The sequence below is a fragment of the Ramlibacter henchirensis genome (assembly GCF_004682015.1).
Taxonomy (GTDB): Bacteria; Pseudomonadota; Gammaproteobacteria; order Burkholderiales; family Burkholderiaceae_C; genus Ramlibacter; species Ramlibacter henchirensis.
Genome location: NZ_SMLM01000001.1, coordinates 890,248 through 913,664, shown reverse-complemented (window position 1 = coordinate 913,664; position 23,417 = coordinate 890,248). Strand labels below are relative to the sequence as shown.

The 23,417-nt window shown below is 69.9% G+C and carries 18 protein-coding genes and 3 tRNA genes; 6 read left to right on the top strand and 15 right to left on the bottom strand.

Annotated features, from left to right (window positions below):
• Window positions 1–15: 15 nt before the first annotated feature.
• Window positions 16–1,179, bottom strand: coding sequence for a VOC family protein (locus EZ313_RS04525; protein WP_135262008.1), 1,164 nt, complete (start codon window positions 1,177–1,179; stop codon window positions 16–18).
• A 70-nt stretch (window positions 1,180–1,249) separates the two neighbouring features.
• Here EZ313_RS04525 and EZ313_RS04520 point away from each other — a divergent pair, with 70 nt between their 5' ends.
• The gene (locus EZ313_RS04520; RefSeq protein WP_135262007.1) at window positions 1,250–2,332 is read left to right on the top strand and encodes an MBL fold metallo-hydrolase; all 1,083 of its coding nucleotides are present in this window, start codon (window positions 1,250–1,252) and stop codon (window positions 2,330–2,332) included.
• Between the two features lie 31 nt (window positions 2,333–2,363).
• On the opposite strand, the gene EZ313_RS04515 is transcribed toward EZ313_RS04520, so the two are convergent.
• From EZ313_RS04515 to EZ313_RS04505, 3 genes are read right to left on the bottom strand one after another with little or no spacing between them, the layout of a single operon-like run.
• A complete protein-coding gene (locus tag EZ313_RS04515) occupies window positions 2,364–3,353 on the bottom strand; it encodes a phytanoyl-CoA dioxygenase family protein (RefSeq protein ID WP_135262006.1) in 990 nt (329 codons plus the stop codon).
• A gap of 28 nt (window positions 3,354–3,381) precedes the next feature.
• Window positions 3,382–4,014 carry a chalcone isomerase family protein gene (locus EZ313_RS04510; protein WP_167772497.1) on the bottom strand — a complete coding sequence of 211 codons (633 nt, stop codon included), beginning with the start codon at window positions 4,012–4,014 and terminating at the stop codon, window positions 3,382–3,384.
• Complete coding sequence (locus EZ313_RS04505; protein ID WP_135262004.1) at window positions 4,011–5,504, bottom strand: amidase family protein; 1,494 nt, start codon at window positions 5,502–5,504, stop codon at window positions 4,011–4,013. Before EZ313_RS04505 ends, EZ313_RS04510 begins: the two co-directional genes overlap by 4 nt.
• A gap of 121 nt (window positions 5,505–5,625) precedes the next feature.
• On the opposite strand from EZ313_RS04505, the gene EZ313_RS04500 reads away from it, so the two are divergent.
• On the top strand, window positions 5,626–6,753 hold the full coding sequence (locus tag EZ313_RS04500) for a transporter (protein ID WP_167772496.1): 1,128 nt from the start codon (window positions 5,626–5,628) through the stop codon (window positions 6,751–6,753).
• Window positions 6,754–6,915: 162 nt separating this feature from the next.
• Here EZ313_RS04500 and EZ313_RS04495 read toward each other — a convergent pair.
• The 9 genes from EZ313_RS04495 to folC form a co-directional block, all read right to left on the bottom strand.
• Window positions 6,916–6,992: transfer RNA gene (locus EZ313_RS04495), tRNA-Asp, on the bottom strand.
• 102 nt (window positions 6,993–7,094) lie between these two features.
• Window positions 7,095–7,170, bottom strand: a tRNA-Glu gene (locus tag EZ313_RS04490).
• Between the two features lie 30 nt (window positions 7,171–7,200).
• A tRNA-Ala gene (locus tag EZ313_RS04485) sits at window positions 7,201–7,276 on the bottom strand.
• Window positions 7,277–7,311: 35 nt separating this feature from the next.
• Window positions 7,312–8,694, bottom strand: coding sequence for a glutamate--tRNA ligase (gene gltX, locus EZ313_RS04480; protein WP_135262002.1), 1,383 nt, complete (start codon window positions 8,692–8,694; stop codon window positions 7,312–7,314).
• On the bottom strand, window positions 8,691–9,902 hold the full coding sequence (locus EZ313_RS04475; protein ID WP_135262001.1) for an O-succinylhomoserine sulfhydrylase: 1,212 nt from the start codon (window positions 9,900–9,902) through the stop codon (window positions 8,691–8,693). The genes gltX and EZ313_RS04475 overlap by 4 nt, the downstream gene beginning before the upstream one ends.
• A 1-nt stretch (window position 9,903) precedes the next feature.
• Window positions 9,904–11,424, bottom strand: coding sequence for an amidophosphoribosyltransferase (purF, locus tag EZ313_RS04470; RefSeq protein WP_135262000.1), 1,521 nt, complete (start codon window positions 11,422–11,424; stop codon window positions 9,904–9,906).
• A gap of 5 nt (window positions 11,425–11,429) precedes the next feature.
• Window positions 11,430–11,918, bottom strand: coding sequence for a CvpA family protein (locus tag EZ313_RS04465; RefSeq protein ID WP_135261999.1), 489 nt, complete (start codon window positions 11,916–11,918; stop codon window positions 11,430–11,432).
• Window positions 11,919–11,931: 13 nt separating this feature from the next.
• A complete protein-coding gene (locus EZ313_RS04460; RefSeq protein ID WP_135261998.1) occupies window positions 11,932–12,648 on the bottom strand; it encodes an SPOR domain-containing protein in 717 nt (238 codons plus the stop codon).
• A gap of 32 nt (window positions 12,649–12,680) precedes the next feature.
• Entirely contained in the window at window positions 12,681–13,970 is a 1,290-nt protein-coding gene (gene folC, locus EZ313_RS04455) for a bifunctional tetrahydrofolate synthase/dihydrofolate synthase (RefSeq protein WP_135261997.1), read from the bottom strand.
• A 32-nt stretch (window positions 13,971–14,002) separates the two neighbouring features.
• Between folC and EZ313_RS04450 the strand changes: the two genes are divergently transcribed.
• The 4 genes from EZ313_RS04450 to argG all read left to right on the top strand — a co-directional run bounded on the left by EZ313_RS04450 (window position 14,003) and on the right by argG (window position 16,921).
• Window positions 14,003–14,362, top strand: coding sequence for an ArsC family reductase (locus EZ313_RS04450; protein ID WP_135261996.1), 360 nt, complete (start codon window positions 14,003–14,005; stop codon window positions 14,360–14,362).
• A gap of 100 nt (window positions 14,363–14,462) precedes the next feature.
• Window positions 14,463–15,167: a glycine zipper 2TM domain-containing protein gene (locus tag EZ313_RS04445; RefSeq protein ID WP_135261995.1), complete on the top strand. Its 705-nt coding sequence runs from the start codon at window positions 14,463–14,465 to the stop codon at window positions 15,165–15,167.
• 87 nt (window positions 15,168–15,254) lie between these two features.
• A complete protein-coding gene (gene ppnP, locus EZ313_RS04440; protein ID WP_135261994.1) occupies window positions 15,255–15,572 on the top strand; it encodes a pyrimidine/purine nucleoside phosphorylase in 318 nt (105 codons plus the stop codon).
• Window positions 15,573–15,589: 17 nt separating this feature from the next.
• Window positions 15,590–16,921: an argininosuccinate synthase gene (argG, locus tag EZ313_RS04435; RefSeq protein WP_135261993.1), complete on the top strand. Its 1,332-nt coding sequence runs from the start codon at window positions 15,590–15,592 to the stop codon at window positions 16,919–16,921.
• An 807-nt stretch (window positions 16,922–17,728) separates the two neighbouring features.
• Here argG and EZ313_RS04430 read toward each other — a convergent pair.
• Complete coding sequence (locus EZ313_RS04430) at window positions 17,729–21,454, bottom strand: translocation/assembly module TamB domain-containing protein (protein ID WP_135261992.1); 3,726 nt, start codon at window positions 21,452–21,454, stop codon at window positions 17,729–17,731.
• 9 nt (window positions 21,455–21,463) lie between these two features.
• On the bottom strand, window positions 21,464–23,281 hold the full coding sequence (locus EZ313_RS04425; RefSeq protein ID WP_135261991.1) for an autotransporter assembly complex protein TamA: 1,818 nt from the start codon (window positions 23,279–23,281) through the stop codon (window positions 21,464–21,466).
• Window positions 23,282–23,417: the final 136 nt, after the last annotated feature.

Genomic DNA, 23,417 nt, shown 5'->3' with positions numbered 1-23,417 from the left:
TTGCGGTGCGAAGGGTCAGAGCCAGGGGCGGGCCGGCGCGTGGAACGCGCGGCCGAGGAGCTTCAGGCGTGCGAGCGAAAGGCGTCCGCTGCGCACGAGGCGCGCGATCCGCAGCAGCGTGCCCAGGCTGCGCTTGGGTTTCATGGCCTCGGGCAGGTCGGCGCCCCAGGAGTAGAGGCCGCTCAGGTTGAGGGGCGAGTAATGCGTTTCGTAGTCCCGCGTGAACACGTCGCCGTCGGCGTAGTGCTCCATCGCCTCGCCGTCGGGGTCGAACCAGTAGTCGAACAGCTGGCTGCCGATGACGTGGCGGCCGATGCCCCACAGGTGCCGGTGCCCCCGCGCGCGCAGCGCCTGCTGGCCGAGCCCAAGCGTGTCGAGGTCGCGCACCTCGTAGGCGCTGTGCTCGTACTCGTCGTCGATTCCGCCGGCGATCACCACCGCGTGGTGGTCGGCCGGCGTGTCGCGCAGGTCGAACCGCATGAAGGCCAGGTTGGGCGAGCCGTCGCCCAGGTACTGCACGTCGGTCGGGATCAGGCCGAGATGGCGCATGTACCACCCGGTCATGTCGGCGAACTTGGTCGTGCGCAGCACAACGTGACCCGCCTTCACGACCTGGGCCGGAAGCGCCGCGTACCGGATGGTCTCGTTGATGCGCGGCCTGGCCTCGGGCCGGTTGAACGGCTGCGGCGCCGGCTCCTGCGGCGGCAGCGGAGCGAAGGTCTTCTGCCCTGTCACCAGCCACACGGCATGGCCGGCCGGATCGGCCAGCGCAACGCCGCGTCCCCCGCCGGGGATCTGCGCCGGGTCGAGACGGACGGCGCCCGATTCACGGACCACGCGATCGAAGTCGTAATCGGCGCCAACCTCGAACGCCGCTCCCAGGTAGCGCGACCTCGGCCCCTTGCGTGCCAGATAGATGCAAGGTGCCGGTCCGGCGCCGCGCATAACGACGGCGTCCTGCGTCCGCTGCGCGGTCGCCATGCCGAAATCGAGCAGGAAGGCCTCGATGGCTTCGAGGTCCGGCTTCTCGAACATCACGAAGGCGAGCGCCTTCGCGAAGCCCAGGGGGACCGGCCGCGAGAGCGGCTTCACGTGCCCGGGCCTGCGGCTCTCCGCATGGAAGACGGGCGCCTGGAAGGCTTCAGGCCGCGCGTCAGGTTGCTGCGTGCTGTCTCTCATGTCGGTGCTGGTTGAATATTTATGAGTATCTCCTCATAATTAATTCATGTCAAACGCAGGAGACACGTCGATGACACGATTTGCGAAGCTCGCGCTGTGGTTTGCGGTACTGGTGGGAGCCTTGCTGGCCGCCGCCTGGTGGCAGCGGGCTGCCATCGGTACGCACCTGATGGCGCGCGAGATCGAGACCCTCACCGCGAATGCGGACCCCTTCGCCGCCCTGCCCGACGGACTGCACGTCGGCCTTTGCGGCACCGGCTCCCCGATGCAGGACGAGCGCCACGGCGGGCCGTGCACCGTGGTCGTCGCCGGCAAGAGGATGTTCATGTTCGATGCGGGCTCCGGCTCGGTGCGCAGCATCGGCCGGATGCGGCTCAACCTCGGCCAGGCCGAAGCCCTCTTCTTCACGCACTACCACTCGGACCACATCGACGGCACCGGCGAGCTGCTGCTGCAAAGCTGGGCCCAGCGCGGGGACGCGAAGCCGCTGCCCGTGTACGGACCGCCGGGGCTCGAGCCCATGCTGCAGGGCTTTTCGCAGGCCTACGCCCTGGACAAGGGCTGGCGCATCGCGCACCACGGCGAGAAGAACTTCCCGCCCGCCGGCTTCGGCGCGCAGGCCCGGCCCTTCGAGCTTCCCGCGGCCACTCGGCGCGTCGCGCTCATTTCCGAACCGGACCTCGAGATCGTCGCGTTCGCCGTGGAGCACGAGCCGGTGACGGACGCCGTCGGCTACCGCATCCGCTACAAGAACCGCGTGGTGGTCCTGAGCGGCGACACCAGGCCTTCCGCGGCAATGGTGCGCGAGGCGCAGGGCGCCGACATCCTCGTGCACGAAGCGCTGTCGCTGAAGATGTTCGGCATGCTGCAGAACGGCCTGTCGAAAGCCGGCCGCTCCCGGCTCGCGCAGATCATGCACGACGTGCCGTCGTACCACACCACCCCCGAGCAGGCCGCGGAGATCGCAGCGCAGGCAGGCGTGAAGTTGCTGGTGCTGAGCCACGTGATCCCGCCGGTGCCGCGCGGCATGGAGCCGGCGTTCATCGGCGACGCGGGCAGGATCTACAAGGGTCCCATCCACGTCGCGGCCGATGGGGACTGGATCACGTTGCGGGCGGCGGGGACCGCGCTGCAGGTGGGCCAGCGGCCCTGAACGAGGAAAAGGGGCCCGCGGGCCCCTTCTTTCATTTCGGCGCGTCCGCCTTCGAGGGCGGCGTCCATGTCTGCTTGAGACGCGAGACCTTGTCGCCGCTGGCGGACAGCTTCAGGGCCGACACAGCATTGTTGACCGCGGACTGGAACATCTTGCAGGGCTGCGGCTGTTCCACACGGACGCGCGCCAGCCGCTCGGCTTCGATGTGCGTGGGCAGGATCCGCGGGAACGCCGCGCCGCGCAGCGGCCCGCCTGGCACGGAGTCGTGGCGGTAGTTGATCGGCATGCGCTTGGACGTCGGTGCGTACACCACATCGTCGCCGGTCCAGCGCAGGGCGAGCGCGCGCCGGCGCCGTGTGCGCGACGAGTTGCCGAAGGAGCCGTGCAACGTCAGAGGATGGAACATGAGGATGTCGCCCGGCTGCATGTCCCAGTCCCCGAGGTCGTACTTCGAAGGGTCGGCGTTGATGTCCGGGATGTCGTCCATCTCGTCGTCGATGAGCGCGGCCACGTAGTCGGGCGAGACGGCCTTGAAGCGCTGGGGCCATTTGTGCGAGCCCTTCACGTACAAGAGGCCGCTGTTCTCGCGCGTCACCGGGTCCATCGGCATCCAGAACGAACAGACCTGCTCGCCGCGGATCGGCCAGAAGCTCAGGTCCTGGTGCCACGGCGTCGGCGCATCGGTGCCGGGTTCCTTCACGAACATCTGGTCGTAGAAGAACCGCACCTCCTGCGAACCCATGAGCTGCCCGGCCCAGTGCGCGAACGGGCCGTAGTAGATGAGGTCCCGCAGCACGTCGATGCGCTTCCACAGGAAGATGTCCATCTTGTAGCCCTCGACCTTGCGCGACATGAAGCGCCCGAGCAGCGACATGCGGATGCGCGCTTCCTCCAGCCCGGCTTCGGCCATGGCGAGCCAGTTGGGGTCGACGGCGCGGGGCACCATGATCACGCCGTCCTCCCGGTAGCGGCGGATCTCCTCGTCGGTCAATGCCCGGGCGGGCGCGTGCGGGTAGCTCAAGGGACTTCTCCTGGTGTGGTGGTTGGATTCAACGGAAGTGGTACGGGTTCACGTCCACCGCGCCTGCGGCGGCGGACGGTCTGCCCAGCAAGGCTTCCTTCAGCGGCTTGTCCATCGGGTTCTGGCCGAGCCAGATCTTGGCGAAGCCGGTGAAGGCGGCGTAGTCGCCGTATGGCCCCGCGACGCGGTTGCCGTTGACGAAGAAGCTCGCTCCGCCGCCCTCGGGCGACCATTCGATCGCGATTGAATCGCCGTGCGACATCGTCTTCAGCTGCGACGCCACCTCGCCGATCCTGGCCAGCCCGGGCAACACCGCGATGAATTCCTGGCGCGTCACGTTTCCTTCGATGCCGTTGGAAAGCACCCGGCCGACATCGTTGGGACTCACGGAGCGCAGCATCACCATCTGGATGCGCTTGGGCCCGGGCTGGGCCAGGGCCGCCTCCGCGGTCTCGGCCTTCTTCGCTAGGTACAGCGCGATGGCCGCGACCTTGAAGATGCCGCGGAACCGGACACCCACGCCGTTGAGCACGAGGGGCTTGCCGCCCACCTGCACCGACTGATCGAAGCGCACGCCGGCCGCTTCCACGGGCTGGGCGACCGCGCACGTGGCCGTGGCGGCAAGGGTTGCGGCTGCAAGGGCCGCGCGGATCATCCTCATGGTGGCGCACCTTTTCCGGTGGTTGTGGAATCTCGCATGCACGTCGGCGGTGCTTCGAAGCCGCCCAGGCATTCCTCGATGGCGCGCGCCACGGCCAGCGTGCGGTGGTCGGCGCCGCGCGGGCCGATCACCTGAACGCCGACCGGCATGCCGGAGGCATCGCGCCCGGCCGGGACGGTGGTCACCGGCAGGTGGCAGGCGGAGGCCAGCGCGATCCAGTGGGACATCGCGTCGTAGGAAAGGAGGCTGCCGTCGGAGCAGCGCAGTTGACGCCGGTTGAGCGGCCTCTTGTCATGCTCGAAGGCCACCACCGGCGCGACGGGCGCGATCACGACGTCGACCTTCTCGAACATCCGCTCGACCTGATGGCGCATGCCCGCGCGGGCCTCGTCGGCGGCCAGCCACTCGGCATGCGTCGCCGTGTAGGCGCGGATCATGCGCGCGGCTGCGCCGCCCATTCCCAGCTTCAGTGCCAGGCCCGCAGGCGACCGCATGCGGCGCACTCTGCGCTGCATCCTCGGCGGCAGGTCCATGGCCATGATCGCGCCGAGCAGCACGCGGAAGGTGTCGAGTACCCTCTGCGGTTGCACGGGCAGCCGCACCGGCCGGAGCTGGGCGCCGGCCTGCACCAGCGTGCCCCCGAAGTGCCTGATTACCGTCTGCACCGCGGGATCGACGGCCAGGTCCGGCTCGTCGATCCAGAGGCCCACGCGCAAGCCCTCGAGGCTTGCGATCGTTCGCGCCGACGCGTCAGCGCCGTCGAGGATGGACATCAGAAGCTGCAGGTCCCGCGCGGACCGTGCCATCGGACCGACGACGTTGAGGTCGCGTTCGGCCAGCGCTCCGGGCCCGGGCGGCACATGTCCGTGCTGCGGGATGCGTCCCCAGGTGGGCTTGTGAGAGAAGACGCCGCAAAAGCTCGCAGGCACGCGGAGGGACCCTGCGATGTCGGAGCCGATCTCCAGCGCGGTCAGGCCGGCGGCGAGCGCCGCTGCAGCCCCGCCGGAGGAGCCGCCTGGCGTGCGCGAGGGGTCCCACGGGTTGCGCGTCGTACCGTGCAGAGCGTTTCGGCTCTGCCAGTCCGCGGCCATTGCTGGCACGTTGGTCTTGCCCCAGATAACGGCACCGGCGCGCCGGGCCCGCGCCACGCACGCGGCATCCGCCGCTTCGCGATCCTGCAATGCCGCGAGGCCGGAGGAAGCCGCCATCCCGCTCACGTCGAACGTGTCCTTGATCGTCATCGGCAGGCCGGCGAGCGGGCCCAGCGGTTCGCCCCTGGCACGCCGACGGTCCGTTGCGCGCGCCGCATCCAGCGCGCGTTCCGGATCGGTGCGGATCACCGCATTGATCACCCCGTGCGTGTCGCGATGCCGCGCCAGGGCCAGTTCGAGCAGTTCCACGGCGGACACCTTGCGCGCAGCCAGTGCAGCGAGCTGGCTGGTGGCATCGGCCAGGAGGAGGTCTGGATGCGGTCCTGCGGCGTCGTTCATGAAGCGGTGGGTGAATGCAGGTTCGAACTCTTGCGCATTTTATGAGAGTACGCTCATAATTATTCGCGGTCAAGACGTACCGACACGCGAGCGGCTCAAACCACCCCCTGGAGACATTCCCTTGAGTTCTTTCATTCCCGGCAGCGCACTCGGCGTCGCCCTGGCTTCCACCCTGCTGTGCGCCCCGGCCCACGCCGCCGACGGCTTCAAGCTGCGCTACCCGCTGTCCGGCACCCTGGGCGGCGAGGTCCTCGCCCCGATCGACAAGCCGGGCTGGTTCGGCAGCGCGATGGTCACGCAGATCCGGGTTGACAAGGTCACCGACGATACCGGCAACAGTAGGCAGCAGCCCGTCGCCGGCACGTTTGCGACCCCGGCGCCGGTGGCCGGTGCGGTCCGCACCGCGAACTTCAGCGGCAGCGTCGCCATCGAGACCGAGCAGGACCAGACCCAGGCCAACCTGATCCTGGGGTACCTCACGCAGCAGACCTGGGCGGGCGGCCGCCTGTCCTTCGCCGTCAACGTGCCGTACACCACGAAACTGGAGCGAAAGCTGGCGCTCAGCGGGGCCACGCCGGCGCTCGGCACCTTGCAGCCCGCGCTGACCAGCCCGCCCTTGCCGCCCGGCGCGGCTGCCACCGCACAAGCCGCCGCCCAGGCCGGCTTCGCCTCGGGCTACCAGGCGAACCTGGCGGCGCAATCCGCGGCGGGCACCGTCGAGATGAGCGGCATCGGCGACGTCGAGGTCGGCGCCGCCTGGGCCTGGCAGCAGCACCAGTTGAAGGTGGTGGCGGGCGCGGTCCTCGCATTGCCGACCGGCGAGTACGACGCGGCCTCGACGGCCAACATCGGCTTCGGCAACTACTACACGCTACGGCCGGGCGTCATGGTCGCCTGGAGCCCGAACCAGACGATCACGCTCGCCGGAAAAGCCAGCTTCGGGATCAGTTCGCGCAACAAGGACAACGACGTGCGCAGCGGCAACTTCGCCGGCATCGATGCCGTGGCGATGACGCGCACGCCGATCGGCGTTGTCGGCGGCCAGTTCATCCGCGTCCAGCAGGTCCAGGACGATTCCGGCGGCACCTTCGGACCGAATCGGTTCCGGGCGAACGGTGCCGGGCTGTTCTACACGACGCTCGTCCCCGTCCTGGGCGCAGCGCTGAACCTGCAGTACATGAAGATGATCGACACGCGCAACGCGATGTCAGGCTCGTTCTACCAGGTGAGGCTGTCCAAGCAGTTCTGAAGTGGTGCGGCTCGGGGCGATCCCGCGGCCTATCGAGGACTGACGAGCTGCGCGCGCCGATGGATGAGACGCTCGCCATCGTCCAGAAAGCCGCGGATACCCAGAAACGGAAAAACGGGTTGCAACCTTTCGATCGCAACCCGTTTTCTTCTCTCTTGTTTTTGGCGGAGTGGACGGGACTCGAACCCGCGACCCCCGGCGTGACAGGCCGGTATTCTAACCGACTGAACTACCACTCCGCGTCGGTGCGGCGTTCGCTCTTGCGAGCCAAGTGCCTGCCACTTGTTGCCATCCGGTCGGCTTGCCGACCGGATCTGCCAGTTCGCACCGAAGTGCAATTCTGGCGACCCTACGGGGATTCGAACCCCGGTACTCACCGTGAAAGGGTGATGTCCTAGGCCTCTAGACGATAGGGTCGAAACCTTGAACTTCCGTCGACACCTTGCGTGGTGGAGGTAAGCGGGATCGAACCGCTGACCTCTTGCATGCCATGCAAGCGCTCTCCCAGCTGAGCTATACCCCCGTCCGGTGTCGAGCCTCGCATTCTACACTGAAAATTCAGGCCGCCGCGAGACGCTGCAGCACGACTTCGCGAGGAACGAGCTCCAGCACCGCATCGAGCGACGGCGTCTGCGGCGTGCCCAGCACGAGCACTCGCACAGGCATCGCCAGCTGGGGCATCTTGAGCCCCGTGGCGCGCAGCACTTCCTTCAGGCTCTCGGCGATGGCGCCCCTGTCCCACTGCACGCCCTCGAGCATCTTGGCCAGCATGCTGACGGCCGGGCGCACACCTTCGGTGATGTGCTTCGCAAGGTCCTCGGCCGACGGCTGCACCGGCAGGTAGAAGCGCGAAGCCCAGTCGGCCAGCGCCACGGTGGTGTCGCAACGATCCTTGAACAGCCCGCAGATGCGCGGCAATCGCTCGTCGGGCGTGATGCCGCGCTTGCGCAACTGCTCGCCCACCAGCGGCGCGAGCTGCGCGTCCGGCATCGCCTTCATGTGCTGCGCGTTGACCCAGCGCAGCTTCGTTTCATCGAACTGCGCCGCGCTCTTGCCCAGGTGGTCGAGGTCGAACCACTGCAGGAACTGCTCGCGGCTGAAGATCTCGTCGTCGCCGTGCGACCAGCCCAGGCGCGCGAGGTAGTTGACCACCGCATCGGCCAGGAAACCTTCGTCGCGGAACTGGGTGACGGGCTTGGCGCCGTTGCGCTTGCTCATCTTCTCGCCGCGCTCGTTGAGCACGGTGGGCAGGTGGGCATACACCGGCGGCTCCTTGCCGAGCGCGCGGAAGATGTTGATCTGCCGCGGCGTGTTGTTCACGTGGTCGTCGCCGCGGATGACGTGGGTGATCGCCATGTCGATGTCGTCGACCACCACGCAGAAGTTGTACGTCGGCGTGCCGTCGGGCCGAGCGATCACCAGGTCGTCCAGCTCCTCGTTGCTGATCTCGATGCGGCCCTTGACCTTGTCGTCCCAGGCCACGACGCCGCCGGTCGGGTTGCGAAAGCGCAGCACCGGCTGCACGCCCTCGGGCACCGGCGGCAGCTGCTTGCCCGGCTCGGGGCGCCAGGTGCCGTCGTAGCGGGGCTTTTCCTTGTGGGCCATCTGCCGCTCGCGCAGCGCGTCCAGCTCCGCCACGCTCATGTAGCAGGGATACACCAGCCCCTGCTCGCGCATGCGCGCGAGCACTTCCTTGTAGCGGTCCATCCGCTGCATCTGGAAGTGCGGGCCTTCGTCGTGGTCCAGGCCCAGCCACGACATGCCTTGCAGGATGACATCAACCGCTTCCTGCGACGAGCGCTCCAGGTCGGTGTCCTCGATGCGCAGGATGAAGTCGCCACCCTGCGAGCGCGCGAAGGCCCACGGGTACAGGGCCGAGCGGATGTTGCCGAGGTGGATGAAGCCGGTCGGCGACGGCGCGAAACGGGTTCTGACTTTCACAGCTTGGAGAGGCCGCGCAGCAGGTCGGCCTGGATGTCTTGCACGTGTTCCAGCCCCACGGCCACGCGGACGAGGCCCTGCCCGATGCCGGCGGCCTGGCGCTGTTCCTCCGTCAGGCGGCCGTGCGAGGTCGTGGCCGAATGGCTGATGATGGACTTGGTGTCGCCCAGGTTGGTCGCGATGCTCATCACCTGCGCGCTGTCGATCACCCGGAACGCATTGCGGCGCAGCGTGGCGGGATCGCCTCCCTTGACATCGAAGGACACCACCGGGCCGCCAAGGCCGGATTGCTGCCGCATCGCCAGAGCATGCTGCGGATGCGTCTCCAGGCCGGGGTAGTAGACGCGCGTCACGGCCGGATGCGATTGCAGGAAGCGGGCGATCTCCAGCGCATTGGCGCAGTGGGCCTTCATGCGCAGGGACAGCGTCTCCAGGCCCTTGAGCACCACCCATGCGTTGAACGGCGACAGCGTCATGCCGGCGGTACGGACGATCGGTGCGAAGACCTCGTTCACCAGCTTCGCGGGCCCGCAGATCGCACCGGCCATCACGCGGCCCTGTCCGTCGAGGTACTTGGTGCCGGAGTGGATGACCAGGTCGGCGCCGAGCTCGGTGGGGCGCTGCAGCGACGGCGAGCAGAAGCAGTTGTCGACGGTCAACAATGCGCCCGCTCCGTGGGCCAGATCGGCCAAGGCGCGGATGTCGCACACGTCGGTGAGCGGATTCGTGGGCGTCTCGGCGAACAGCAGCTTCGTGTTCGGTCGGACGGCGGCCTCCCACTCCTTCACGTCGGTCTGGGAGACGAAGGTGGATTCCACACCGAACTTGCCGAACTCCTTGGCGAACAGGTTGAGCGTGGAGCCGAAGACGGAGCGCGAGCAGACCACGTGGTTCCCCGCCTTGAGCACGCCCATGCCGAGCAGCAGGATCGCGGCCATGCCGGTCGAAGTGCCGATCGCCGCCTCCGTGCCCTCCATGGCGGCAAGGCGCTGCTCGAAGCAGGTGACCGTCGGGTTCGAAGTCCGCCCGTAGGTGTAGCCCTCCTGCGGGTTCGCGAACAGGCGCGCCGAAGTCTCGGCGTCCGGCTGCAGGAAGCCGCTGGTGAGATAGAGCGCCTCGGAGTTCTCGCCGTACTGGCTGGGCTCGATGCCGGCTCGGATGGCCAGCGTGTCCCGGTGCAGGCCGGCGGGGAGTTGCTTGGCCTTCACGTCATGCTTCCTGCGCGTTGGGCAGGGCCAGCCGAGAGGTGGTCTCCTCCAGCGGGTCTTCCTGGCCGATGCGGGCTTCGTTGATCCTGGCGATGTCTTCGGGGTTGATGTCGCCCGTGACGTACACGCCGTCGAAGCAGGACGCATCGAAGCCGTCCAGCTTCTGCGCCGCGGGGGCGCAAGCCGCGGCCACCGCGCGCTTCATGCCTTCCACGTCCTGGTAGATCAGGGCATCGCAGCCGATGATCTCCCGCACCTCCTCCACCGTGCGGCCATGGGCCACCAGCTCCTTGGGCGTGGGCATGTCGATGCCGTACACGTTGGGAAAGCGCACCGGCGGCGCGGCGCTGGCGAGGTACACCTTCCTGGCACCCGCGTCGCGCGCCATCTGCACGATCTCGCGGCTGGTGGTGCCGCGCACGATGGAGTCGTCCACCAGCAGCACGTTGCGGCCCTTGAACTCGCTGCCGATCACGCTGAGCTTCTGGCGCACCGACTTCTTGCGGACGCCCTGCCCCGGCATGATGAAGGTGCGGCCCACGTAGCGGTTCTTCACGAATCCTTCGCGGTAAGGAATGCCGAGCAGGTGCGCGAGCTGCGTGGCGCTGGGCCGGCTCGATTCCGGGATCGGGATGATCACGTCGATCTCATTGGGCGGCACGGTGGACACCACGCGCTTGGCCAGCGTCTCGCCCAGGTTCAATCGCGCCTGGTAGACCGAGATGCCGTCCAGCACCGAGTCGGGCCGCGCCAGGTAAACGTACTCGAAGATGCAGGGCGTGAGCTGCGGCTTGTCGGCGCACTGCTGTGCGTGCACCTTGCCCTGCAGGTCGATGAACACCGCCTCGCCGGGCGCCACGTGTCGCTCCAGCGCGTGGCCCGTGCCTTCGAGCGCGACCGATTCGCTGGCCACCATCACCGTCCCATCCTTGCCTCGGCCGATCGACAGCGGCCGGATGCCGTACGGGTCGCGGAAGGCCAGCACGCCGTGGCCGGCGATCAGCGCGACGACCGAGTACGAGCCGCGCACGCGCCGGTGCACGCAGCCCACTGCGCGGAAGACGTCGTCGGGCTGCAGCGGCACGCCGCGCGTGGCCTTCTCCAGTTCATGGGCGAAGACGTTGAGCAGCACCTCCGAGTCGCTCTCGGTGTTGATGTGGCGGTGGTCGGTGGAGAACAGCTCGGCCTTGAGCGCCTGCGCGTTGGTGAGGTTGCCGTTGTGCACGAGCACGATGCCGAAGGGCGCGTTGACGTAGAACGGCTGCGCCTCTTCCTCGCTGTACGCGTTGCCCGCCGTGGGGTAGCGCACCTGGCCCAGGCCCGCGTTGCCCGGCAGAGCGCGCATGTTGCGGGTGCGGAACACGTCGCGCACCATGCCCTTGGCCTTGTGCATGAAGAACTTGCGTCCCTGCTGCGTCACGATGCCGGCCGCGTCCTGGCCGCGGTGCTGCAGCAGCAGCAGCGCGTCGTAGATCAGCTGGTTGACGGGTGCGCCGCTGACGACGCCGACGATTCCACACATGCGAATTACCCCGGTAGGTACTGCGCGAATTCCTCGGGCAGCACCGGCTTCAATCCCCTGAGCGCGGCCGTCGAGACGCCGCCGCCCACCGATTCGGTCCACCACTGCGCGTTGCGCAGCGGCGTCATGTTCACCACCACCGACGCGGCCAGCACCAGCACGATGCCGCGCACCAGCCCGAACGCCGCGCCCAGCGCGCGGTCCACCGGCCGCAGGCCCACGGCCTCCACCAGCTTGCGCGTGGTCCAGGCCAGCAGGCCGCCTGCGAACGCCGCCGCCACGAACACCAGTGCGAAGCCGGCCGCGTAGCGCAAGGAGTCCGCCGCACGGTCCATCGGCAGCCACGCCCCGACCTCGGGTGCCAGCCACTGGGCCAGCACGAAAGCCGCGATCAAGCTCAGCACCGACAGCACCTCGTAGACCAGCCCCCGCAGCGCGCCCAGCAGCAGCGAAAAAACCAGCACGCCTGCGAAGACCCAGTCGAGCACCGCCATCCGGCTCGCCTGCTCACAAGGTGAGGATGGCCGCGGGCAAATCCAGTTCCTTGATCCTGCCGGCCGCCTTGTCGGCCTCGGCGCGGGTGGCGAATGGGCCGACGCGCACGCGGATGCGGCGGCCTTCCTTGGTGTCGGCGACGTGGGTGTAGGTCTTCAGGCCGGCCTTCTCGACCTTCTGCCGAGCCTCGCGCGCCTTGCCGACCTCGGTGAAGGCGCCTACCTGGACCACGAAGCGGCCTTGTGCGGCCTCGGCCGACCGCGACGCAGGCTCGGCCTTGGCCGGGGTCGGCGACGGTGCGGCGGCAGCCGCGGGACGGGAATCCGCCTTCGGCTCGGGTTTGGCTTCGACGCTCGCTTGCGTAGCGGCCGGAACCGCCGGTGTGACAGCCCCGCCTGCGCTCGGCGCAGCAGCGGCAGCCGTCTGCGCGGGCTTGACGGCGGCTAGTTGCGGCGCGGCACTCGCCGGCGCCTGGGCCTTCGGCGCGGCGGACGGCGCCGGCAGCGGCTTGGCGCGGTTGCGGTCGGGGATGTCGATCGGGATATCCACCGGCACTGGCCGCGGCTGCGTGTCGAACAGCAGCGGGAAGCCGATCACGCCCAGGAGGACCAGCACGGCGGCGCCGATCAGGCGATGCCGCGCGCGGCGGCGCAGGGCTTCGACGCTCTCGGCCTGCGGCGCGGCGGCCGGGGACTCGTCGCCACCCTTGCGGAACTTGAAGAAGGCCATGAAGCGAGCTGGGAACGAGTTCTGCCGAGGGTTCAGGAGCCCAGGTGTCTGGCCTGGAGACGGGGCAGGCCGTCCTTGAGGACGCCGCCCACGGTGTAGAACGATCCGAAGACCAGGATTCTATCAGTGGGGTCCGCCGCGGCCATCGCGCTGCGCAGCGCTTCCAGCGGTCCGGCGTGCGTGTGGGCAACAGCGTCCTTGCGTGTCGTTTGCGCGCGCCACAAGGCCTGCAGCGACGCCGCGCTTGCGGCGCGTGGCGTGTCCAGGTCGGTGAAGTACCAGACGTCGACCAGCGGGTCCATCTTGCGCAGCATCGCGTTCAGGTCCTTGTCGCCCATCGCGCCGAACACGGCGCGCGTGGTGGGATAGAACCCCATCGCATCGAGGTTGGCGGCCAGGGCGGCCACCGAATGCGGGTTGTGGGCCACGTCCAGCACCAGCGTGGGCTGGCCGGGCACGATCTGGAACCGGCCCGGCAAGTCGACCAGCGCCAGGCCGGTGCGCACCGCCTGCGCGGTGACCGGCAAGCGGTCGCGCAACGCCGTCAGCGCGGCCAGCACGCCCGAGGCGTTGACCAGCTGGTTGGCGCCGCGCAGCGCCGGATAGCCCAGGCCCGAATACCGCCGGCCGCGCCCGGCCCAGGCCCACTGCTGCTTGTCGCCGGAGAAGTTGTAGTCACGGCCCAGCAGCCACAGGTCCGCGCCGACCGACTCGGCCGTTTGCACCACGCTCCTGGGCGGCACCGGGTCGCTGACCACCGCCGGCCGGCCGGCGCGCAGGATGCCGGCCTTCTCGCGGCCGATGGATTCGCGGTCCGGCCCGAGGAACTCCTGGTGGTCCAGGTCGATGCTGGTGATCACCGCGCAGTCGGTGTCGACGACGTTCACCGCGTCCAGCCGGCCGCCCAAGCCGACTTCGAGGATGGCGACGTCCAGTTCGCTGGCGGCCATCAGGCTGAGGATGGCGAGCGTGGTGAATTCGAAATAGGTCAGCTGCGTGTCCTGCCGCGCCTGCTCCACGCACTCGAAGTGCGGCACCAGCGCGTCGGCCGCGACAGGCTGGCCTCTCAGCCGGCAACGCTCCTCGAAATGCACCAGGTGCGGCGACGTGTAGACGCCGGTGCGCCAGCCGGCCTGGTGGGCGATCGACTCCAGCATCGCGCAGGTGGAGCCCTTGCCGTTGGTGCCCGCCACCGTGATCACCGGGCAGGCGAAGGCCACGCCCATGCGCTGCCAGACGCCGCGCACCCGGTCCAGGCCCAGTTCGATGGCCTTCGGGTGCAGGCGCTCGCAATGCGCCAGCCAGTCTTGCAAGGTCTGCATGCCGCGATTGTCCTTGGGATTAGCATCGCCTCATGAGCATCACCCTCTACGGCATCGCCAATTGCGACACGGTCAGGAAGGCGCGCGCCTGGCTCGACGGCCAGGGCGTCGGCTACGCATTCCATGACTTCAAGAAGGCCGGCGTCCCCCAGGACCGGCTGGCCGGCTGGAGCCGGGCCGTCGGCTGGGACAAGCTGGTCAACCGCCAGGGCACGACCTGGCGCAAGCTCGACGCGGCGCAGCAGCAAGGCGTGCGCGACGAGGCCTCCGCCCGCGAGCTGATGCTGGCGCAGCCGAGCGTCATCAAGCGCCCCGTGGTGGAGTGGCCGGACGGCACGACCACGGTCGGCTTCGACGCTCAGGCCTGGCAGGCGCTGGCGCAACGGCGCTGAAGCTCAACTTTTACCGTCCATTTACCGCCGCGAAGCGCCACGGCAAAGGGCGCGTGCCTAGAATTTGGGCATTGATTCCCGCTTGCCGAACGAGGCTGCCATGAACAAGTACGTCGTCCTCTCGATCGCCGCTGTTGCCGCGGGCGCCGTGCACGCCCAGGAAGTCGGCCGCGTGCTTTCCAGCACGCCGGTCATCCAGCAGGTGCAGGTGCCGCGCCAGGTCTGCTCGCAGCAGCAGGTGGCGGTGCAGCAGCCCTCCACCGGCGCGGGCGGCTTGATGGGCGCCATCGCGGGCGGCGCAGTGGGCAACCAGATCGGCTCCGGAAGCGGCCGCGCGGCGGCCACGGTGCTTGGCGTGCTGGGCGGCGTGGTGCTGGGCGACCGCATCGAAGGCGGCGGCAACACGCACCTGCAGACCGTCCAGAACTGCACGACGCAGCTGTTCTACGAGAACCGCGCCGTCGGCTACAACGTGATCTACGAATACAACGGCCGCCAGTACCAGGTGAACCTGCCGCACGATCCGGGCCCGACGGTGCAGCTGCAGGTCACGCCCGTGTCCACGCCCCCGGCCACCACCGCGCCGGTGGCGCCCGCGGCGCCGCTCACCGCTCCGGCCCCGCTGGTGGAAGCGCCGGCGCCGGCTGTGATAGCCGCCGCGCCCACGGTGATCGTGCCGACCACGACGGTTTATCCTGCGTACTACGCCCGTCCCTACCCGTACTACTGGCGCCCGCCGGTGAGCCTGCACTTCGGCTTCGTCCACCACTCCGGGCATCGCCACCACCATCGTCACCGTCACTGACGGCAAAGCCGCGCGCGCATGGCGGCGCGGCAGGGCGCACGGGGGCTTGCGCCTAGAATTCCGGGTTTCCCCCGCACCCCTGATCCCATGAGCACCGAGACCCTGAACGGCGTCAGCGTGACCACGCGCGCCAACGTGTACTTCGACGGCAGATGCGTGAGCCACACGGTGGCTTTCGCGGACGGCACGAAGAAGTCGGTGGGCGTGATCCTGCCCGCCACCCTGACCTTCAACACCGGCGCGCCCGAGGTGATGGAATGCGTCGCCGGCTCGTGCGAGTACAAGCTGGCCGGGAGCGGCGAGTGGTTGAAGTCCTCCGCCGGCCAGAAGTTCAGCGTGCCGGGCAATTCCAGCTTCGAGATCCGCGTGGCCGAGGCGTATCACTACATCTGCCATTTCGGCTGAACTGCGCGGCTGACCCCATGAGCACCATCCTCGAGCACCTGCCCGCCGGCCAGAAGGTCGGCATCGCTTTTTCCGGCGGACTGGACACCAGCGCCGCCCTGCACTGGATGCGCCAGAAGGGCGCGATCCCCTACGCCTACACCGCCAACCTCGGGCAGCCCGACGAACCCGATTACGACGAAATTCCGCGCAAAGCCATGCTGTACGGAGCCGAGAAGGCTCGCCTGATCGACTGCCGCAAGCAGCTGGCGCAGGAAGGCATCGCGGCCTTGCAGGCCGGCGCCTTCCACATCTCCACCGCGGGATTGACCTACTTCAACACCACGCCCCTGGGCCGCGCCGTCACCGGCACCATGCTGGTTTCGGCGATGAAGGAAGACGACGTCAACATCTGGGGCGACGGCAGCACCTTCAAGGGCAACGACATCGAGCGCTTCTACCGCTACGGGCTGCTCACCAATCCCGCGCTCAAGGTCTACAAGCCCTGGCTGGACCAGGCCTTCATCGACGAACTCGGCGGCCGCGCGGAGATGAGCGCGTTCATGCAGAAGTCCGGCTTCGCCTACAAGATGTCCGCCGAGAAGGCGTACAGCACCGACAGCAACATGCTGGGCGCGACCCACGAGGCCAAGGACCTGGAGCAGCTGAACTCCGGCATCAAGATCGTCAATCCGATCATGGGCGTCGCCTTCTGGAAGGAAGACGTCGCGGTCAAGCCCGAGGAAGTTCGCGTGCGGTTCGAGGAAGGCCAGCCGGTCGCCCTGAACGGCAAGAGCTTCTCCGATCCGGTGGAACTGATCCTGGAAGCCAACCGCATCGGCGGCCGCCACGGCGTGGGCATGAGCGACCAGATCGAGAACCGCATCATCGAAGCCAAGAGCCGCGGCATCTACGAGGCGCCCGGGCTCGCGCTGCTGTTCATCGCGTACGAGCGCCTGGTCACCGGCATCCACAACGAGGACACCATCGAGCAGTACCGCGACAACGGCCGCCGCCTCGGCCGCCTGCTGTACCAGGGGCGCTGGTTCGATCCGCAGGCGATCATGCTGCGCGAGACTGCGCAGCGCTGGGTGGCGCGCGCGATCACGGGTGAAGTGACGCTGGAGCTGCGTCGCGGCAACGACTACTCGCTGCTGAACACCGAGTCGCCGAACCTCACCTACCAGCCGGAGCGCCTGACGATGGAGAAAGGCGAGTCCATGTTCTCTCCGCGCGATCGCATCGGGCAGTTGACGATGCGCAATCTGGACATCGTGGATACGCGGGACAAGCTGGGTGTGTACAGCAAGGCGGGGTTGCTGTCGGTGGGTGGTGCTGCTGCGTTGCCGCAGCTGCGGGACAAGAAGTAGTCAAGCGCCGCGCCCTCGCGGCAGGCGGCGCCTGGCCCGGGCTCATGCTGGGCCGGTCCGCGTGCTCGCGTTTCGCTCGCACACGGACGCGCGTGGCCTTGAACGCGGCCCGACCTCCCGCGGTAGAACTCACAGAGAGACCGGCCGAAGGCCGCTCTCTCTGTTCGGACACCTCCCGCGAGTCAGAAGTTAAAACGGACTTCGCACCTCGATTCGCGAGGCGCTCGCGTCGGCCGGGCCGCTGCGGCCCCGCTCGTCCCACAAATCGCCCGGGCCAGGCACCGCCTGCCGCGTGGGAACAGTGTGCGAATGCGAGCACCGAAGCATCGCTTCTCGTCTTGGCACCGGAGCGCCCCCACCCTGCCCTCCCTCAGAGGGGGAGGGAAAGACGGGGGCACGCGCCGCCTCTTGCACCCTCCCCCTCCGGGGGAGGGTTGGGGTGGGGGACGCCGGAGGCTCCGTCAAGAAGCTGTTGCTCGGATTTGCCCTTTCAATGCGCCACCGCCGCCGAAAGCGGCAGGCGGGCCCCGGCGGCGGGCGATTTGTGGGCCGAGCGAGGGCGAACGGGTGCGCGCTCTTGCGAGCCGCAGGCGAAGCTCGACATGAACCTCTGACTCGCGGGCGGTGTCTGAACAGAGAGAGCGGCCGCAGGCCGGTCTCTCTGTGAGTTCGACCGCGCGAGCGCGCACCCGCGGAAAGCCCTCGCGCGTCTTCGCGCGCCAGCGCGAAGACCGGCACACCATGAGCCCGCCGCCGGGGCCCGCCTGCCGCCACCCCGGACGCCAAGAGCCGCAACTCCAAAAAAGCTCAGTCGTACGCAAACGTGAAGATCAGATCAACCGCCGACCTCTCCCCCGCCTGCGCCCGCACCGTCAACCGCTGCGACAGGTCGTAGAACACGTACAAGGTTCCCAGCGCCCCGGTCAGGCTGCGCTCGTACGACGCGTACAGGTTCCTCCCCAGCCGCTTGCCGAGCGTCACCGCCGGACCCTCCTCTCCGTCCCTGCGGAACCCGAGCTCATCCAGCCCCAGCAGCGCGGCAGGTCCCTTGCCGGTACCACCGCCGGTGCGGCTTTGCAGCAGCGCCAGGGCGGCTGATTGCAGCAAGGCCGTCTCGGCGCCACCCGACGCCGCCGGCCGGCCGAGTACGAGCCACGCGAGCTTCTCGCCTTCGGGCAAATCAGGTTCCGCATACAGCCGCACAAACGGCGCCTGCGCGGTGCCGGTCACCTGAACGCCCACGCGCTGCGCCAGCCGCGGCCGGATCGCCAGGATGTCGAGCGCCGGGTTGTCGACCGGCCCGGTGAAGCGCAGCACGCCGCGATCGATGTCCAGCCGCTGGCCATAAGCCCGGTACTCGCCGCCGACCGTGCGGATCACGCCGGTCAGGCGCGGTTCGTCCAGCGCTTCGCCGGCGACCACCAGCGAGCCGGCCAGCCGCGTGTCGATACCGCGACCCTGCACGCGGAAGTCGTTGCCGAGGTCCAGGTTGATGGCCGCCGTCAGCGGCCGGCCTTCGCGGCGGCCGTTCTCCTTCTCCGGATCGCGCCCGAGCGACACGCCCGGCGGCAGGTTGCGCACGACGACGTCATCGCCCAGGCGCGGTGCGGCTTCCTCGGGCAGCGCGATGCGCGCGCGATCCACGCGCAGCCCGCCGCGCACGTCCGCTCCCGACGCATCCATGCGAGCGGTGAGCTGCCCCGAGACGGTGAGCTGGCGATCGGTGCGCGTGCTGGCGCGCAACCGGTCGATGGTGGTGGACACGCGCACCTGCGGGCCTTCGCGCAGCCAGCTGCCTTCGCCCGAACCCGCCACCCGGCCGCCGTCCGCCCCGGGGCCTTGCAGCAGCAGTTCCTCGACGACGACGCGTCGCCCGTCCAGCCGCGCGCGCAGCCGCCCGTCCTGCAGCGCGAAGCCGTCGACGACGGAGCGCAGCGCCAGGTCGTCCGCGCTCAGGTTGCCGGTGAGCAGCGGCTCCGCGCGCGTGCCCGCAACGGCGATGTCCGCTGCCAGCGATCCCCGCAATCGCCAACCCGGAGGCGCCAGCAGCGACCACACGCCGAGCCGCGGCAGCTGCGCCTTGACCGAGCCCGTCAGCGGCGCCGTCTCGGGCCACGACCAGCCATTGGCGCCTTGGGCCAATCGCGTGGCGAGGCGCGCGTCGGCCGTGCCGGCCCGCTCGGAATCCCAGCGCAACGTGAGCGTCACCGCTTCGCCCTGCCCGTCGATGAGGAGCCGCGCCTCCCGCACGCCGGCCTGCACGCGGGCCGGGCCCCCGTCGGCGGTTTCGGCCAGCACCGAGAGATCACCGCGGCTGCGCTCCAGGCTCGCCTGCACGCGCAGCGTGTCGCCCAGCACCGCGTCCCAGCGGCCATCGAACACCAGGTCGCCGCTGAGCGCCGATCCGGCCAGCTGCGGTCCGCCGAACAGCTCGATCCATCCCATAGGCACGCCGGTGATCCGCCCGGCCGTGCGCAACTGGCCGCCGCCCCAGCGGATCGGCTCCCAGGCCAGCACGGCCTGCGTCATGGCGCGGCCCGGCGCGGGCGGAGGCGCGAACAGCGTCGCCTCCGACGCGCCCGCCTCCAGGCGGCCGGACGCCCACTTCACGTCCAGCGGGCGCCGGAGCGTGATTCGCCAGGGTCCGGGCCCGACCGCCGGATCGCGCGCCACGGCCTGGAGCTGGCCGACCTGTCCTTCCCACGCGCCGGCGGCACGTTGCCCGCCGCGGCCATCCAGTTCCAGCGCCAGCGTTCGCGCGCCCTGCTGCAGCTGCGCCTTCAGGTCCAGCCTGGCATCGGCGAGCCGGCCGTCCACCCGTGCACTGACGTCGCGCACGGCCCAGGGCGCGGCCTCATTCGGCCCGGCGGCCGGTTGCAGCAGCGGCAGCGTCAGCGTGCCCTGCACGGTCGGATCGTCCCAGCCGCCTTGCCACGCGAGCTGCACGTCGCCGCGTCCCGCAAGAAGCTGCTCGCCGATCTCTGGTGGCAGTCCCGGCAGCTTCATCAGCCATTGCTGGGCCTGGGCGATGTCGGCCGCGATGACCCGCGCGTTGCCGCCGCCGGTCGTCGGCCCGATCGACCCGACGGCGCGCACGCGAAGTCCCGGCGCCTCGAGGTCCGCGCGGCCGCGGCCGGACCGTGCGTCGGGCCGAAGGTCGAGGGCGGCATCCAGCCGGGCATCGGCCGTGTTCACCACCAGCAGCGGCAGCGACAGCTCTTCGCCCGCCCAGCGGCCGCGTGCCTGCAGCGAGCGCAGCTCCAGCGCGGCGACGGTGGCCGCGAGTTCGTTCGGGCTCGCGCGCGCCACGGCCGGCTTGCCGGAGGATTCCAGCTGCGTGTCGAACAGGTACGCCTTGCCCTGCTGGCGGATCGTCGCGCGGCCGCTCAGGGGCAGCGGCGCCATCGCGGTGTGGACGGCCGCGGGATTCACACCCGACAGCGTGCCTTCGACGCGCCACGCGTCCTCGGCTTCCCACTGCCCGCGCGCCACCACCCGTCCGCCGCCGACCTGCGCTTCCAGTTCGCGCACCAGCGCCAGGCCGGGCAGGCGCCAGTCGCCCTGCAGCCGCACGCGCTCGGCCGGCACCCGCTGGCGGTCCCACGGGCCGGGCAGCGCATTGCGCAGGTCGGCGCTCACGGTCCAGGTGGTCGTCCCGACCGGCTGGACGGCGACGCGGCCCGACAGCGACGTGTGCGGCGCGCGCGGCCACAAGGCCCCGGCGTCGAAGGCCTGCACGTCGGCGGTGGCGCTCGCCACTGGCATTGGCTCGAACGGCGTCACCTGCGCGGCCAGGCGCGCCTGCGTTGCGCCGATGGCGGCGCTGCCCGGCTCGCCCTGCACCTGCGCGCGCAGGTCGAAGGCTTCTATCCGGCCCTGCGCGTTGGCCTCGAACACGAGCGGCAGCGCCGCCTTCGCGCCGGGCACGGGAGCGCTGATGCGCCCCTGCAGCGCCGCTTCGAGCGGCAGCCCGGCCCCCGCGCCCAGTCGCAGGTTGCCGCGGTAGTGGCCGTCCCAGGCGCGCAGGTTGCGCACGTCCAGCCGGTGGTCCGAGCCATCGAAGCGGTACGACGCGGCGAAGTCGCGCAACTCGACGGTCCTGCCATCCACGTACTCGAAGCGTCCGACAGTCAGGTCGTCGATGCCGACCCGCACCGGGAGCATGAGCGACTCGGGCGGCTTGGGTCGCTCACCCGTGTCGGGCCGCCGGTCGACGACGCGCACCTGCGTGGCCCGAAGCCGATCGAGCTGCAGCGATCGCTGCAGCAGCGCCAGCGGCTTCCACGCCAGCTCGACCTCACGCGCTTCGACCTCGACGCCCTCCCGGCTCCACACCAGCCGGCCGACCTGCAGGCCATGCCTCAGCGACCCGGTGACCTTCTCCGCCACGATGGGCTGCCGCCGTGCCACCTGCGCGAGCACCCACTGCGCCGACCCTTCGGTGCCGGCCCACCACCACACCCCGCCGATGGCGAGCACGACCAGCAGCACCACCGAGAGGAACGCGACGAACAGGGCCTGGAGGATCTTCATCGGCGTGCCTCAGAAGGTCGTGCCCAGGTTGACGTGCAGCCGCAGCCGCCTCGCCTCCAGGCCGTAGGCCAGGTCCACCTGCAGCGGGCCGATCGGGCTGCGGAAGCGCACGCCGGTGCCGATGCCGAACGAGACGTCCTGCAGGTCCGGCACGCGGTCGGCCACGGCGCCGCCGTCGACGAACACCACCCCCTCGAAATCGGTGTCCACGCCGCCGCGCCGGATCGGCTGCTGCCACTCGATGCTGCCCACCGCGAGGTAGCGCCCGGGCCCCACGACGCCGGAAGGCTGCAGCACGCCGATGTCGCGAAACCCATAGCCGCGCACCGACGTGTCGCCGCCGGTGCGAAACAACTGCGTGGACGGCACGCGCGCGCTGCGCCGCGCCACCACCGCGCCGGCTTCCGCTCGCCACTGGATGCGACCGCTCGCCAGCGGCACGATCTGGAGCCCGCGCAACACCGTGCGCTGGAACGGGCTGCGGCTGCCCACCAGCGTCAGGCCCGCGCCGAACTCCGCGCCGATCGCGAAGCCACGCTCCGGATAGGGCGTGCGGTCGAAGTAGCGGCCGTTCCACACGTAGTTGGCGCTGATGGCCGTGCCGTCGCCGGTGTCCGCGGGCGGCGGCGCGCCCTCCTCCGCTCGCACGTTGGAGCGGTCGTACTGCACGTACACGTTGCGGTCGATGCGCTCCTCGCTGCGGGTGCGGCCCACGCGCAGCATCTGGCTGTGCGTGACGAGCTCGTCGTCGTCCACGCGCTCGATGCGGCCCGCCACGCCCCAGCGCCAGCCGTCCGCATCGGGGATCGCGAACAGCTCGGTGGCGATGAAGGGCGCCTTGCGGTCGACCTGCAGCTTGGTCACGGCCCGCCAGTCCAGGCCGGGCAGGCGGTTGTGCGTGTACTCCACGCTCGCGCGCGGACCGGCATCGGTGGAGAAGCCGACGCCCAGCACCACCTTGTGCAGCGGCGACTCGCGCACGGTGACCTGCACCGGCGCCGCGTTGGGGTCGGCGGCGGGATCGACGTAGATGAAGGCCGAATCGAAGTAGCCGCTGCCCACCAGCCGCAGTTGCGCGCGCTGGATCTTGTCCTGGTCGTAGATCGTGCCCGGGGGCAGGCGGGCGATGCGCGGCACCACCACAGGGTCGTAGCGTTCGATGCCGCCGACCTGCATCTCGCCCAGCCGGAACAGCGGACCGGAGTCCAGCCGCAGGCCCAGGCGCGCGCGCTGCGTGGCCGCATCGATGTCGGCCTGGCTGAAGCCGATCCTGCCCGCGGGGTAGCGGCGCGCCACCAGTTCGCGCAGCGCGTCCGACTTCGCGTCGTTCCACGCCTCCTGCGTCCAGCGGCGGCCCGACGGCAGGAGCCACTGCTCGCGGATGCGCGCGCGCTGCAGGATGGCCTCCGGTTCCTCCGATGCGGCGATGTCGCCCGCGAAGCCGATGTCCACCTCGGTCACCGTCGCGGGCGGGCCCGGCTCCACCGCGACCACGATGTCCGGCACGGCGCCGGCCGCCGCCGGCTCGCGGCGGATCTCCAGCTGCGGCGCGAAGTAGCCGAGCGTGCCCAGCAGCTGGCGCGCGTCGCGTTCGGCCAGCCGCAGCAGGCGCGTGAGTTCGGCCTCGTCGAGGTCGGGCACCGAGCGGTAGCGCTGCAGTTCGAGGTGGCGCTCGAGCAGTTCGCGCACCGGGTTCGGCGCCCGCACTTCGAGGTTGAAGGCGGGGCGCTGCGCGCCTTCCTGCGCCAGCGCGGCGCCCGCCGCCAGCGTGGCCCACAGCGCGGCGGTGCACCACCGTCGAGCGCGTGCGAGCAGGCCGGGCTTCATTGGGTCGTGAGGGGTCCGCGCCCGGCGGCGGGCGCAGCCTGAACTATGAACAGGCGCGGAGCGCGGCCGCGTAGGCTGAGGCCGCAACCGGCCCGGCGCAGGGAGCGCGGCCGCGAGCAGGCCGCTGATCAGCTGA

Bases quoted from the DNA above. Each gene is read 5' to 3' on its own strand.
- EZ313_RS04525 (WP_135262008.1), bottom strand. From the start codon at position 1,179: ATGAGAGACAGCACGCAGCAACCTGACGCGCGGCCTGAAGCCTTCCAG.
- EZ313_RS04520 (WP_135262007.1), top strand. From the start codon at position 1,250: ATGACACGATTTGCGAAGCTCGCGCTGTGGTTTGCGGTACTGGTGGGA.
- EZ313_RS04510 (WP_167772497.1), bottom strand. From the start codon at position 4,014: ATGAGGATGATCCGCGCGGCCCTTGCAGCCGCAACCCTTGCCGCCACG.
- EZ313_RS04505 (WP_135262004.1), bottom strand. From the start codon at position 5,504: ATGAACGACGCCGCAGGACCGCATCCAGACCTCCTCCTGGCCGATGCC.
- purF (WP_135262000.1), bottom strand. From the start codon at position 11,424: ATGTGTGGAATCGTCGGCGTCGTCAGCGGCGCACCCGTCAACCAGCTG.
- EZ313_RS04465 (WP_135261999.1), bottom strand. From the start codon at position 11,918: ATGGCGGTGCTCGACTGGGTCTTCGCAGGCGTGCTGGTTTTTTCGCTG.
- EZ313_RS04460 (WP_135261998.1), bottom strand. From the start codon at position 12,648: ATGGCCTTCTTCAAGTTCCGCAAGGGTGGCGACGAGTCCCCGGCCGCC.
- folC (WP_135261997.1), bottom strand. From the start codon at position 13,970: ATGCAGACCTTGCAAGACTGGCTGGCGCATTGCGAGCGCCTGCACCCG.
- EZ313_RS04450 (WP_135261996.1), top strand. From the start codon at position 14,003: ATGAGCATCACCCTCTACGGCATCGCCAATTGCGACACGGTCAGGAAG.
- EZ313_RS04445 (WP_135261995.1), top strand. From the start codon at position 14,463: ATGAACAAGTACGTCGTCCTCTCGATCGCCGCTGTTGCCGCGGGCGCC.
- ppnP (WP_135261994.1), top strand. From the start codon at position 15,255: ATGAGCACCGAGACCCTGAACGGCGTCAGCGTGACCACGCGCGCCAAC.
- argG (WP_135261993.1), top strand. From the start codon at position 15,590: ATGAGCACCATCCTCGAGCACCTGCCCGCCGGCCAGAAGGTCGGCATC.
- EZ313_RS04430 (WP_135261992.1), bottom strand. From the start codon at position 21,454: ATGAAGATCCTCCAGGCCCTGTTCGTCGCGTTCCTCTCGGTGGTGCTG.
- EZ313_RS04425 (WP_135261991.1), bottom strand. From the start codon at position 23,281: ATGAAGCCCGGCCTGCTCGCACGCGCTCGACGGTGGTGCACCGCCGCG.